The 13953-nt window shown below is 30.8% G+C and carries 12 protein-coding genes and 2 pseudogenes; 6 read left to right on the plus strand and 8 right to left on the minus strand.

Annotated features, from left to right (window positions below):
- Window positions 1-38 precede the first annotated feature (38 nt).
- The 8 genes and pseudogenes from murI to AC0L4B_RS01515 form a co-directional block, all read right to left on the minus strand.
- Window positions 39-818 carry a glutamate racemase gene (gene murI / locus AC0L4B_RS01480; protein WP_473438242.1) on the minus strand — a complete coding sequence of 260 codons (780 nt, stop codon included), beginning with the start codon at window positions 816-818 and terminating at the stop codon, window positions 39-41.
- A gap of 67 nt (window positions 819-885) precedes the next feature.
- Window positions 886-1394 (minus strand): annotated as a pseudogene (locus AC0L4B_RS01485) (OmpH/Skp family outer membrane protein).
- Between the two features lie 220 nt (window positions 1395-1614).
- Window positions 1615-2448, minus strand: a complete 834-nt coding sequence (locus AC0L4B_RS01490) for an OmpH/Skp family outer membrane protein (protein WP_473438243.1) — start codon at window positions 2446-2448, stop codon at window positions 1615-1617.
- A gap of 232 nt (window positions 2449-2680) precedes the next feature.
- A complete protein-coding gene (locus AC0L4B_RS01495) occupies window positions 2681-5296 on the minus strand; it encodes a BamA/OMP85 family outer membrane protein (protein ID WP_473439372.1) in 2616 nt (871 codons plus the stop codon).
- Window positions 5297-5350: 54 nt separating this feature from the next.
- Window positions 5351-5950 (minus strand): annotated as a pseudogene (gene uppS, locus AC0L4B_RS01500) (polyprenyl diphosphate synthase); the annotation flags it as partial.
- Window positions 5951-6008: 58 nt separating this feature from the next.
- Window positions 6009-6698, minus strand: coding sequence for a type IX secretion system protein PorG (gene porG, locus AC0L4B_RS01505; protein ID WP_473438244.1), 690 nt, complete (start codon window positions 6696-6698; stop codon window positions 6009-6011).
- 99 nt (window positions 6699-6797) lie between these two features.
- Window positions 6798-7607, minus strand: a complete 810-nt coding sequence (locus tag AC0L4B_RS01510) for an NAD kinase (protein WP_473438245.1) — start codon at window positions 7605-7607, stop codon at window positions 6798-6800.
- 61 nt (window positions 7608-7668) lie between these two features.
- Entirely contained in the window at window positions 7669-8328 is a 660-nt protein-coding gene (locus AC0L4B_RS01515) for a CBS domain-containing protein (protein WP_473438246.1), read from the minus strand.
- A 93-nt stretch (window positions 8329-8421) separates the two neighbouring features.
- Here AC0L4B_RS01515 and AC0L4B_RS01520 point away from each other — a divergent pair, with 93 nt between their 5' ends.
- The 6 genes from AC0L4B_RS01520 (at window position 8422) to clpX (ending at window position 13943) form a co-directional block, all read left to right on the plus strand.
- Window positions 8422-9135: a pyridoxine 5'-phosphate synthase gene (locus AC0L4B_RS01520; RefSeq protein WP_473438247.1), complete on the plus strand. Its 714-nt coding sequence runs from the start codon at window positions 8422-8424 to the stop codon at window positions 9133-9135.
- 5 nt (window positions 9136-9140) lie between these two features.
- Window positions 9141-9902: an alpha/beta fold hydrolase gene (locus AC0L4B_RS01525; RefSeq protein WP_473438248.1), complete on the plus strand. Its 762-nt coding sequence runs from the start codon at window positions 9141-9143 to the stop codon at window positions 9900-9902.
- Window positions 9903-9924: 22 nt separating this feature from the next.
- Window positions 9925-10278 (plus strand): phage holin family protein, encoded by a 354-nt coding sequence (locus tag AC0L4B_RS01530; RefSeq protein WP_473438249.1) that lies wholly within the window; start codon window positions 9925-9927, stop codon window positions 10276-10278.
- Between the two features lie 198 nt (window positions 10279-10476).
- Window positions 10477-11808: a trigger factor gene (gene tig, locus AC0L4B_RS01535; protein ID WP_473438250.1), complete on the plus strand. Its 1332-nt coding sequence runs from the start codon at window positions 10477-10479 to the stop codon at window positions 11806-11808.
- 137 nt (window positions 11809-11945) lie between these two features.
- A complete protein-coding gene (clpP, locus tag AC0L4B_RS01540; protein WP_028290206.1) occupies window positions 11946-12620 on the plus strand; it encodes an ATP-dependent Clp endopeptidase proteolytic subunit ClpP in 675 nt (224 codons plus the stop codon).
- A 90-nt stretch (window positions 12621-12710) separates the two neighbouring features.
- Complete coding sequence (clpX, locus tag AC0L4B_RS01545; RefSeq protein WP_473438251.1) at window positions 12711-13943, plus strand: ATP-dependent Clp protease ATP-binding subunit ClpX; 1233 nt, start codon at window positions 12711-12713, stop codon at window positions 13941-13943.
- Window positions 13944-13953: the final 10 nt, after the last annotated feature.

The following is a 13953-nucleotide window of genomic DNA, read 5'->3' on the forward strand; positions in this document are numbered from 1 at the left end:
CTTGTTGTGGTTAAAACCACACTTGAGACTTTATTGAATCAAAAACTTAAAAATTCAACTTCAAAATCACCATCCAACAAACCTTTCATAATATTAGGATTACCATTAGAATAAAATTTTAAAGCAGGTTTATTAATCACTAAATTTAGTAAACCGTGTTCTTTTAAAACCGTTTTAGTTTGTCTAGCAACTGCAGCACCAGAGTCTATAATTTTAACATTACTTGGGAGTAATCTTACTAATTGAGGTATCAAATAAGGATAATGTGTACAGCCTAAAACCAAATAATCTATATTTGATTTAATCATTGATTTTAAATAATTAGTAAGTAATTGTGTCATTTGATCAGAGTTAATCAAACCTGCTTCTATTAATTGTACAATACCTTCTCCTTCTTGCTCTACTATAGTAACTCCATTATTATATAATTGAGATGTGTTGTTAAATAATTCACTACTCAAAGTACCTTTAGTTGCCAATATCCCTATAGCTTTAGTTTGTGTTTGTAGAGCTGCTGGTTTTATGGCTGGCTCAATACCTATGAATGGGACGTCAAACTTATGTCTTAAATGGCCTATAGCATTAGTTGTAGCAGTATTACAAGCCACTACAATTAGCTTAGAGTTATGTTCTAACAAATACTCTGTATTTTTCTCAGAAAGTGCCATAATCGCATCCCTCCCTTTTGGACCGTAAGGCGCATTGATACTATCTGCTAAGTATATTGTGTTTTCATTAGGCATTAAGCTGTTTAAAGCCTTCCAAATAGACGTACCACCAACGCCTGAATCAAATATACCAATCGGGTTTTTACTCATAAAAATTGTGCATAAAAAAAGCTGTCTAAAGTTAGACAGCTTAATTTTAATTTGAAAGGATTTTATATTAAAATCCTAATTCTTTTTGAACGTCTTTTATAAGATCTTTTCCTTCAGCCATGATAACACCACCACCTTGAGAAGAATCTAATACATAATTAAAACCTTGTGCTTTACCAACTTTTAATATAGCTGCTTTAGCTTTATCTGTGATTGGTTTTAATAAGTCCATTTCTTTTTTTGTAATTGTGTTTGTGCATCACCTTGAAATTGACGAATACTTTGTTGCATTTGTGCTAACTCTTCACCACGTTGTTGGTTTTGTTCGTTAGTTTTTGTAGCAGCTTCAGCTTCATATTGCTTTGCTTTAGTTTGGTATTCTTTAACCATTTCTTGTATATCTGCCTCAAAAGTTTTACCCATTTTTTCCATTTCAGCTTGAGCAGCTTTCATAGATGGCATAGACGCTACAAGCTCTGTTGTATTAACATGTGCAACTTTTGTTTGTGCATTAGAAAAACTTGTCGCTCCAATAAATAATGCTGCAGCAAATAAAAGTGTTTTAAATTGTTTCATTTTTAAAATAGTATTTGTGTGTTATAAATTATTTGTATTTGTCTTAGTTATCCTGATCTTCTGTGCTCTCTTTTTCTTCTTTAGCTTTTTGACGGTATTCTAAGATTTTCTGTTATTTAGCTTATATAGCTTTTTTCAAAAGCTTTATGTACTAACTGTTTTATTTTCTTTATTCTTAAATTTATGCTCTTAGTTTAGGAGCATAATCAATACTTATATTTTAGTCAATATCTTCCTCTGATTTTTCATCTTTCTCTTCAGAATCATTGATATTATTTCGCTCTTTAAGCTTTTCTTCTCTTGCTTTAGCTCTGTCTTCAAGAATCTTAGCTCTCTTCTCTGCTGCTTCTTTTTTCTTAGCTGCTCTAGCGTCTAATATTTCTTGTTTACGTTTTGCTGTAGCTGCTTCTCGTTCTGCTTTTTTATCATCTAAAATTTTCTGTCTAGCTTCTTGTGCTTTATTAACCTCTATAACTGCATCTTCATCTTTAGCATTCCTGCGTTCTGCTTTATTTTTAGCTTGGGTACGTTTTGAAGCTCTAGAAATTGTTCTGATGATTAAATCACTCATATCAAAACGCTCTGCGGAATACAGCATAACCACATCTGCAGATTTATCAAAAACAAAATCATATTTTTTAGATTTAGCAATATCTTGAACTGCTTGAAAAATTTGATCTTGAACAGGCTGCATTAACTGTCTTTTTTGAATCATCAAATCTCCATTGGGACCAAAACGTTTTTGCTGATAATCTAATATTTCTTTTTCTTCAAAAAAGATATCTTCTTCACGCTCTTCGATCAACTCCTTAGTTAAAAGTGCTTTTTCATTATTAAGCGTTTCTCTTTTTTGCTTAATTCCCTTTAAACTAGCTTCAATTTCTTTTTTCCATTTCTGGACTTTACTTTCTAATTGATTTGTTGCATCTGTATATTCAGGAATGTTTTCTAAAATATATTCTGTATCAATATAACCAATTCTAACACCACGTTGTGCGTTAGCAGAAAAAGCTGCTGTAAGCATCAAAATTACAATAAGAACTTTTAATTTCATTTTGGATATGGTTTAATTATTTCTAGTTTATAAACTCAAAATAAGATTTAACATTGTATTGTTAACACATTTTAAAGTTTAATGTTTTCAAAATAACGAATTTTCATGTTAAAAATTTTAATTCTTTAATCAAATCCCTGTTATGTTATTAGAAAATATCGTGCCAAAAATAAAAAAATATAAAAACTATAGTTGTTATTTGATTGGTTTTATTGGGTTAAACTATAATTAATTAAAATTGTTGACCAATTATGAAGTGTGTTTCCCAACCATGCTTTGATACTTCTCCTACTTGGGGATCAAATCCATGACCAAAGTCAATACCTAATAAACCAAAGGCTGGCATAAATATTCTTAACCCAAAACCTGCTGATCTTTTAAGAGCAAATGGATCGTAGTCATTAAAACTATCATATGAATTACCTGCTTCTAAAAACCCTAAAGCATAAATTTTAGCAGATTGTTTTAATGTAATTGGATATCTTAATTCTAAAGAAAATTTATTATAGATTGTTCCTCCATCTGTTGATGATAGAGCTTGATTTTGATAACCACGAAGCGCTACTGCTTCTCTACCATCTAAACTATAACTTCCTAATCCATCTCCTCCTACAAAGAAACGTTCAAAAGGAATAACTCCTCTATTTTGGTTATAAGCCCCTAAGAAACCAAACTCAACACTTGGTCTCAACACTAGTTTATCTACTAGTTTTGTATACCAATCTCCTCTAAATTTAATTTTATAAAACTCTAACCATTTGTAACGTTCTTGATCAATTTCACTAACTCTATCAGCAGCTTCAGTTCTAACAAGAATATTAGCGTCTGTGTCGTTTGCAATTTCTTCATTAGTATCTCTTTCTTCTTTTAGCGCATCATAATCTGTACTATTAAATAATGAATAAGGTAAAGATAACTTAGCTGTTGCTGTAAAACTAGATCCTCCCATTGGAAAAATTGGATCATTAAATGTATTATTTCTACTTAAACCTAAAGTATATGATAGGTTGTTAGAATAACCGTCTCCAAACGTAAACAATCCTGAGTTATAATTTTTTAAGTTATAATGCTGAAAACTAACTGCCTGAGACAATGTGAAATAATCATCTGGTATTGATAAACGTTTTGCAAGACCAACAGTAATACCAGTGATATTAAAACGACTGTCTTTATCTGCATCACCTGTAGTTGCATCATATAAAAACTGTTTTGTTTGAGATATTGTCGTTGAAAATTGTACTGGTTTTTTACCTCCTAACCAAGGCTCTGAAAATGAAAAGCTATAGGTTTGGTAAAATGTACTAGCTTGTAGACGTAATGCTAGCTTTTGACCATCTCCCATAGGAACAGGAGTGTAAGCATCTTTTTTAAATAAATCTTTTATTGAAAAATTATTAAATGACAACCCTAAAGTACCAATAAAACCACCACCACCATAACCACCTTGTAGTTCGATTTGGCTAGATCCAGACTCTACTAAAGCGTATTCCATATCAATAGAACCTTCTTCTGGGTTTGGGTTTTTAAAGTTTGGTGTTAATTGCTCAGCATCAAAGAAACCTAACTGACTTAATTCTCTAATTGTTCTAACAACATTTTCTTTACTATATAAATCACCAGGTCTTGTTCTAATCTCACGGTAAATTACATGATCATTAGTTTTTTGATTCCCTGTAACTGATACTTTGTTAAAATAAACAGGTTTCCCCTCTGATATTCTAATCTCCATATCAATAACATTACCATCTGCATTTACCTCAACTGGATTAATTGTAGAAAACAAATAACCATTATTTTGATATAAATTAGTGATATCCTCTCCATCAGGTCTTGTTTCATCAGCAATACGCTTTTGAAGTTCGATACCATTATATGTATCTCCTTTATTTATGCGTAATAATCTTTTTAAGATTTCATCAGAATAAACTGTATTACCAATAAAAGTGATATCTCCATAAGTATATTTTTCTCCTTCTTCAACAGCTATATTTAGAGATACTGTTTTGTCATTGTTATTAATAAGTGTATCTGCTACAATTCTAGCATCTCTATACCCAATTTCTTTGTATTTATCAACTACACTAGAAAGATCTTCCTTGAAGTCAGCTTCAATAAATTTAGAACGTTTTAAGATTCTGATAGGATTGATTTTTTTAGTGTTTTTCATTGCTTTTCTAAGCTTTTTATCGCTTAAAACAGTGTTACCTTCAAAATCAATATTTTTTACTTTTACTTTCTCTCCTTTATCAATAGCAACAATCATATTAACAAAAGGCTTATCAATAGTATCATTAGCTACATCAAAAGTATTTACTTTTACATCAGCATTAAGAAAACCGTTTTTCTTATACTTATTCTCTAAGTAATTTTGCGTAGTAGTAATTAAATTTTCTGTTACTTTAGCTCCTCTTTGAAGTTTATTTTCTTTTAAAATAGTTTCGTGTTTACCTTTCTTAACACCAGTTATTTTAACTTCTTTTAATTCTGGTAAATCAGATAATCTAATTTCTAAAAAAGCACTATCACCTTCTACTTTTAATAGATACATTTCTATATCACTAAAAAGATTAGATTTCCAAAGTTTTTTAATTGCATTACTGACTTCTTCACCAGGAACCATTATTTCGGCACCTTTTCTTAATCCAGAATATGTGATTATGGTTTGCTCACTGAAACTTGTATTACCTTTTACAGTAATTTCAGCAATTGTGTATTTTTTACCGTCTTCGTAATTTAAATCTTGAGCGCTTATTGTTAATGTGCTTAAAAAAGCAATGACAAACAATGTGTAGTTTAATAATGTTTTCAATGGTAATTGTTTAGCTAATTTGTTCACTGGTTTTCCCAAATCGTCGTTCTCTTTTTGATATTCAATAATAGCCTCATATAGGTGTTGCTTTGTAAAGTCTGGCCAAAGTACTTTTGTAAAGTACAATTCAGCATAAGCTATTTGCCATAACAAAAAGTTACTAATGCGTTGCTCTCCACTTGTTCTTATAAGTAAATCTACATCTGGTAAACTTTGCGTGTAAAGATGTGCATTAAATACGGTTTCGTCAATTTTTTCTGTAGAAATTATATTATTTTTAACTTTAGTACTGATTTCTTTAACAGCATTTAATAGCTCCTCTCTTGACCCATAGCTTAAGGCTAAAGTAAGATTCATGTGCGTATTTCCCTTAGTTAAATCAATAACTTCTTGTAACTCTTTGTATACTTTTTTGGGTAAAGATTTTAGGTTTCCAATAGCATTTAATTTAATGTTATTGTCACGAAGAGTCTTAATTTCTTTTTTTAATGATGCTACTAAAAGCCTCATTAATGTATCTACTTCTAATTTAGGACGTTTCCAGTTTTCAGTAGAAAACGCATACAACGTTAAGTTTTTAACGCCTAGTTCTGCGCAAGCTTCTACTGTATGACGTACTGATTTTGTACCATTTTCATGTCCAAAAGCACGTAGCATTCCTTTTTGTTTTGCCCAACGACCATTACCATCCATTATTATGGCGATATGCTCTGGCAAATTTTGTTTATGTATGTGGTTTAATAAATCCAATTTAATATCCGCAATAACATGGGTTTTTCCCAAAGGTGTATGTTAAAGTAATTCCTGTGAAGGTATACCAATCATTATTATTTAAATTACCGAAACTTAAACTTTCTAACTCTGAATTGTTAGGAACACTTCCGTCTAACTCATCTGAAAACGTGTAACGTGCTCCGACTTCTAATGCTAGCACAAAACTAGGAGAAATCGTGGCTTTATAACCCAAAGCTATTGGAATCCCAAAAGCTACACTATTAGAGTCTTCAGATTGTATTTCGCCTAAATTATTATAATAAAAATTATCATGTTGTGTTGCAGTTACACCAGTGAATATATATGGTGTAGATACAAAACTACCTTGATGTAAATTAAAATCAAAAAAAGTAAACTCGATTCCTGCAGCTAACTCAATGATTTGATTGCTAAATTCTAAACCTCTTATTTGTCTACTTGGATCGTCAGAGTTTTTGTCTATCCCTTCTAGTTCAGAAAAAGTTAATGATATCCTATAAGAATGTCTAGTGCTTCGGTTCCATTTATAAATGGCTCCAATAGCTAGTTGATTAGGTGCAATATAATCTGTAGCACCTACATCTCCAATAAAATTAGAACCACCCAAATACAACCCAAATTCGTTGATTTGTGCACTACTAAATTGCATGCAAAAAAATGTTAGTACTAAAAGTGTTAACTGCTTCATAAATATTCAAAGTTTGCAAATATAATAAATAAGATTAGCCTATAACAATTTGATTGAAATAGTTACACTTTTAAACAGATTTAACAGGTTTTTATTGTTTTAATTACGCTTGTCTTCTCCCCAAAGTAGTTTTTTGCGTAATGTATCAAGAAAAGTTTCGTTTTTAAAGACCATCATTTTTATAGTAAATGGTGCTTTTTTAATAGTTATTGTCGTTTTATTAGTTAAAGTTGCAATTCTAGAATCCATAGAGACTAAGTGTTGCTTTTCTCTACCATCTACTTTTAAAGTTATAACAGTTGTATCTTCTATAACCAATGGTCTTGCGCTTAAGTTGTGAGGTGCAATTGGTGTTAATACTAAACTTGCTGCATTTGGAGTTATAACTGGTCCACCACAGCTTAACGAGTATCCTGTTGATCCTGTAGGTGTAGATATTATTAAACCATCACTCCAATAACTAGTAAGATATTCTCCGTTAAGTTCGGTTTCAACCGTAATCATAGAGGTTGTGTTTTTTCGGCTTACAGCAATTTCATTTAAAGCAAAATTACATGAATTTATTTCAGCATTTTCCTCAGAACTTTCAATAGTTAATAAGCTACGTTCTGAAATAGAATACTGCTTGTTAATTATATTATCAATAGCATCTTCAATCTCGTCATGCTGTATGGTCGCCAAAAACCCTAGTCTTCCTGTATTAATCCCTACAATTGGTATATTTAAGTCTTTAACTAACGTAATGGCTCTTAATATTGTACCATCACCTCCAATACTTACTAAAAAATCAAAACTAGCATCTAATGAAGAAAAAGTATCAAACTCCGTTTTTATTTTAGGCAATATGCCTTTATAAAAACTAGCTTCAATTACTATTTCAATGTTTCTTTTTTGAAGTACTTCTAACAAAACCTCTAAAGAGGCTAATGGTTTTTTTTCTGAAATTGACTATAAATTGCAACTTTCATCATTACATATCTAGATATTTATTTAAATAATCAGAGCGTTCTTTTAGACCATCCAAATAACTATCTTCTTCATGACCAGACACAATATTATAACTGTAGCGTCTAAAGGTTTGCATGACTTCACTTAGTCCTACATTACCTATTTTTAAGGTGATTTGAGCTACATCATTTTCGATTTTAGATATAAAAGCTCCATATAGTTTACCGTCATTACTTTCAACAATCTGACTTATTTCGCTAAAACTATAATCTGGCAATCCTTTTTCAACAATTAATATCGCTCCATTTTCAGAGAAAAAAGGTGTTTCATTAAACAATCCAATAACATCATTAAGCTCATAATAGCCAAGGTACTTATTTCTTGAATTTAGAACAGGCATTATATTAGTAGAATTTTGAGCAAAAGCTTCTAAAACATCTAACCAGTTAGCATCCTCTCTAACAAAAAAACCTTCAATTGCATAACTACAATCAGAGATCACTTGTGCTTTTTGAAAACAATGTGCATCATTTTCTGAGACACATCCCAAATACACATCTGCATCATTTTTTATAGGAATGTGCGAATATGTTAGTTGATTAAACAGTAATTGCAAATCGCTTACCACACTGGTATTAAATAATGGTTTAATATCGTTTATTATGTAATCAGAAAGGTTCATTTTATAAAAACTTTTGTTTGCGCAAATTAATTAAAAATTAGCACAAAAAGCCTCTTATACTTTGTATTTTTGTGTTTTAAATTATTGCATATTATGACAAAATTAAGCGTAAATATTAATAAAATAGCAACTTTAAGAAATTCTCGTGGTGGTGACACACCTAACGTCGTTCAGTTTGCAAAAGATGTACAACGTTTTGGAGCACAAGGTGTGACAATACACCCAAGACCAGACGAACGTCATATTAAATACCAAGATGCATACGATTTAAAACCTGAAGTGTATACCGAGTATAATATTGAAGGAAATCCAATTCCAAAATTTATGGAAATGGTCTTAAAAATTCAACCTACCCAAGTCACCTTAGTACCAGACAGTATTGACACTTTAACTAGTAATGCAGGTTGGGACACGATTAAAAATAAAGATTTTCTGATAGATGTTATCTCTGAATTTAAAAAGAAAGGCATACGCACATCAATATTTGTAGATCCAGATTTAAACCAAATTGAAGGTGCTAAAGCAACAGGAACTGACAGAATTGAATTATATACTGAAGCTTTTGCTCACCAATATAGTTTAGGTAATCAAAAAGCAATATTACCTTACGCTGAATGTGCCAAACTAGCTAATAACTTAGGGCTTGGTGTAAATGCTGGACATGATTTATCTTTAGATAACATCCAATTTTTTAAACAAAACATACCAGAACTTTTAGAAGTTTCAATTGGTCACGCTTTAATATCTGAAAGCTTATATTTAGGTATTGAAAACGTAGTAAATATGTACAAAAACAAACTAAAATAATTATTATGCTTTTACATTCTAATATTTTAGGAGAAGGTAAGCCCTTTATAATTTTACATGGCTTTTTAGGCATGAGTGATAATTGGAAAACTTTAGGAAACCAATTTGCTGAACATTTTCAAGTCCATTTAGTGGACCAACGCAATCATGGTAGAAGCTTTCATGACGATTCGTTTTATTATGAAGCTTTAGCCGAAGATTTAAAACACTATTTTGATCATCATAACATCAAAGACGCTATACTTTTAGGACATTCAATGGGAGGAAAAACTGCTATGCTGTTTTCAACATTATATCCAGAATTGGTTAGTAAGCTTATAGTCGCAGATATTTCTCCAAGATTTTACCCAATACACCATGATGCTATTTTAAAAGGTTTAAATAGTCTAGATTTTTCGACCTTAAAAAGTCGTGGTCAAGCCGATAAACAATTAGCCAACTATGTGTCTGATTTAGGCACAAGACAATTTTTATTGAAAAACCTATATTGGGTAGAAAAAGGTCAACTAGGTATTAGACTAAACCTACATGCATTAACAGATAATGTTTCTGAAGTTGGAGAAGCTTTACCATTCCATGCTAAATTTGAAGAAGACACATTATTTTTAAGAGGAGATAAAAGCGAATATATTGGTAATCAAGATGAAGCTTTAATAAAAAACCATTTTCCTAAAGCTAATATTATAACCATATCTAATGCTGGACATTGGTTACATGCTGAAAACCCAGAAGAATTTTACGATGCTGTAACAAATTTTGTAAATTAAAGTCTAATAAATAAAAACTATTATGAATTTAATTATAAGATTACTAATCAACGCTATTGCTGTATTTGCTTTAGCTCATGTATTAAATGGAGTGTTTTTAGACAACTATATTACAGCTATTGTTGTTGCAATAGTACTATCTATTTTAAACCTAATTGTTAAACCAATTTTGGTAATACTAACTTTACCAATTACTATACTAACCTTAGGGTTATTTCTATTTGTTGTCAATGGGTTAATGATTTTGTTAGCCGATAAATTTATAGATGGATTTGCAGTTTCAAGCATCTGGACTGCAATTTTATTTAGTATTTTATTATCCATTTTACAATGGTTATTGCAATCCTTTATAAAGTCAGACACCAAAACTAAGTAACCCTTAAAAATAGTCTGTTACACAAGACGTTAAAAACTTTGTAATACTGTAAAAAAGTAGTACTTTTGCACACCTTTTTAACAGAAATATTCAAAATAAAAGCTTGCTTTTTAAAATTCTGTTGAATAATTACCTCATAAATACTTGAGGACAATAAAACTAGTGTTAATTGCCCAATTGGGCTTTATATCATATATAATGAATATTACAAGAGAAAACATTGATGCATTAAATGCTGTAGTAAAAGTAGACATCGTTAAAGAAGATTATAACGATAAAGTTGAAAAAATCTTAGTAGATTACAAAAAAACAGCTAACATCCCAGGATTTAGAAAAGGTCATGTACCAATGGGAATGGTAAAAAAACAATATGGTAAAGCTGTATTAGTTGATGAGGTAAATAAATTACTTCAAGATGCATTAAACAAGTATTTAACTGAAGAAAAAATAGACGTTTTAGGGCAACCATTACCTAAACAACAAGACGAAATAAACTGGGATTCTGATTCTTTTTCTTTTGAATTTGAATTAGGTCTTGCACCAGAATTTACCGTAGATTTAAATAGCAAAAAAGCAATCACACATTACAACATCGTTGCAGATGATAAAATGATTGACGAGCAAATTGAGCGTATCCAAAACCAATACGGTAAAATAACTTCAGAAACTGAAGTTAAAAAGGATAGCGAAATTACTGGTACTTTTAAAAACGAAGACAAAGAAATTGACAATACTGTTACAATTACTTTAGACAAGTTTAAAGGAAAAGCTACTGAAAAGAAATTTATTGGTGCTAAACCAGGAGACGTCATTACTTTAAAAACTAAAGGCCTTTACGAAGATGATCATGAATTAATAAATGCATTAAAAATACAACATGATGATGCACATGATTTAGATATTGAAGTAACTTTTACAATCAATGAAGTTAACAGTCGTGAAGCTGCAGATTTAGATCAAGATTTATTTGATAAACTATTTGGTAAAGATGTCGTAAAATCTGCTTCAGAATTAAAAGCTAAAATTAAAGAAGATGCAGAAAAGCAATTTGTACAGCAGTCTGACCAAAAGCTTTTAAATGATGTTACAGAACATTTAGTAGACAACACTAAATTTGATTTACCAGCAGAATTCTTAACTAAATGGATGCAAGTTGCAGGTGAAAAAGAAATGGATGAAGCAACTGCAAAAGAAGAATACGAAAAATCAGAAAAAAGCTTACGTTACCAATTAATTGAAGGTAAATTAATGCAAGACAATGATCTTAAAGTAGACTTTGAAGACGTTAAAACTAACGCTAAAAATATGATCAAAATGCAAATGGCACAATTTGGTCAATTAAATCCTTCTGAAAAAGAATTAGATGATATTGCTGCGCGTGTTTTAGGAAACCAAGACGAAGTTAGACGTATTTCTGAACAAGTAGTAAGTCAAAAATTACTAGATCTTTATAAAGAAAAAGCAAACATCAAAGCAAAAGAAATGTCTTATGATGCTTTTGTAAAAGAGGTTTATGGTGATAAAGCATAAATTACGTGATGGATTTTTATCAATTTGATAAGACTCTATTGGCAGTGGTTTAACAAAATAATCATTATCTTTAGGCGTTGTTTAGCAAGACTAAGCAACGCCTAATTTTTTCAATAAAAATAACATTTATTCAAACTATGGATTACGGAAAAGAATTCGAAAAATTCGCTATAAAAGACCAAGGTATAAGTAGTACATATTACAACAAAATAATTAGTAGTATGTATCCTACTAACTTAACACCTAACATTATTGAAGAGCGTCAAATGAACATTGCTATCTTTGATGTGTTTTCTCGTTTAATGATGGATCGTATTATATTTTTAGGAACAGGAATTAACGACCAGGTTGCTAATATCATACAAGCACAATTATTGTTTTTAGAAAGTACAGACGCAAACAAAGACATCCAAATTTACATTAACTCTCCAGGAGGAAGTGTTTACGCAGGTTTAGGTATTTATGACACAATGCAGTTTATTAAACCTGACGTTGCTACAATTTGTACTGGTATGGCTGCGTCAATGGGAGCCGTATTATTATGTGCAGGAGAAAAAGGAAAACGTAGTGGTTTAACACACTCTAGAGTAATGATACACCAACCATTAGGAGGTGCTCAAGGTCAAGCAAGTGATATTGAAATTACAGCAAGAGAAATTTTAATACTTAAAGAAGAGCTTTACAAAATAATAAGTAAGCATTCTGGTCAAGATTACGACAAAGTATACAATGATAGTGACAGAGATTACTGGATGAAAGCTGATAAGGCTAAAGAATACGGAATGATTGACGAGATATTAGCTCGTAAATAAAATTAAAAATATAATAGTGATTAGGTTGGTAGAATGATGTTATAATAAAAATATAATTCTATTAACAACTCACTTTTTTAATACAAAAAAATGGCAAAAGAAGAATTAGAATGTTCATTTTGTGGTAGAAAAAAGCCAGAAACCAATTTATTAATTGCAGGTTTAGATGCACACATATGTGACAGATGTATAGAGCAAGCACATGGTATAGTTATAGAAGAATCTAAAGAAGAAGACGCTAAAGACTTATCTGCGGAATTGACTTTAAAAAAACCTCAAAAAATAAAAACATTCTTAGACGAATATATTATTGGCCAAGAATACACTAAAAAAGTAATGTCTGTAGCTGTATACAACCACTACAAACGCTTACTTCAGCCACCTAGTAATGACGATATTGAGATTCAAAAATCAAACATCGTTATGGTTGGACAAACAGGTACAGGTAAAACATTAATGGCTAAAACCATTGCTAAAATGTTAAATGTCCCTTTAGCAATTGTTGATGCAACAGTATTAACAGAAGCAGGTTATGTTGGTGAAGATGTAGAAAGTATTTTAACACGATTATTACAAGCTGCTGATTACAATTTAGACAAAGCCCAAAAAGGGATTGTTTTTATTGATGAAATCGACAAAATTGCACGTAAAAGTGACAACCCTTCAATCACAAGAGATGTTTCTGGTGAAGGTGTACAACAAGCATTACTAAAATTATTAGAAGGTACAGTTGTTAATGTTCCGCCTAAAGGTGGTCGTAAACATCCAGATCAAAAATTTATTGAAGTCAATACGGAAAACATCTTATTTATTGCTGGTGGAGCTTTTGATGGTATTGAGCGCGTAATTTCTAAACGATTAAACATGCAAGCTGTTGGTTATAGTGCTTCAATAAAAGAAGACGTTGTAGACCATGACAACTTATTACAATATATTATACCTAAAGATTTAAAAGACTTTGGACTAATACCAGAAATTATTGGACGTTTACCTGTATTAACTTACATGGATCCTTTAGATGGTAAAACACTTAGAGCAATCTTAACCGAACCTAAAAACGCTATTATCAAACAATACAAAAAGTTGTTTGAAATGGATGAAATAGAATTAAGTATTACAGATGGCGCTTTAGAGTTTATTGTTCAAAAGGCTATAGAGTACAAATTAGGAGCACGTGGTTTGCGTAGTCTTTGTGAAGAAATATTGACCGATGCAATGTTTGAACTACCAGGAAGTGAGACAAAGAAACTTAGCGTAACTAAATCTTATGCAGAACAAAAACTAAGTAAGACCACTATCAAAAAGCTAAAAGCTGTGTCTTAATCATAAAATA

Source organism: Olleya sp. NP1-10, assembly GCF_055804415.1.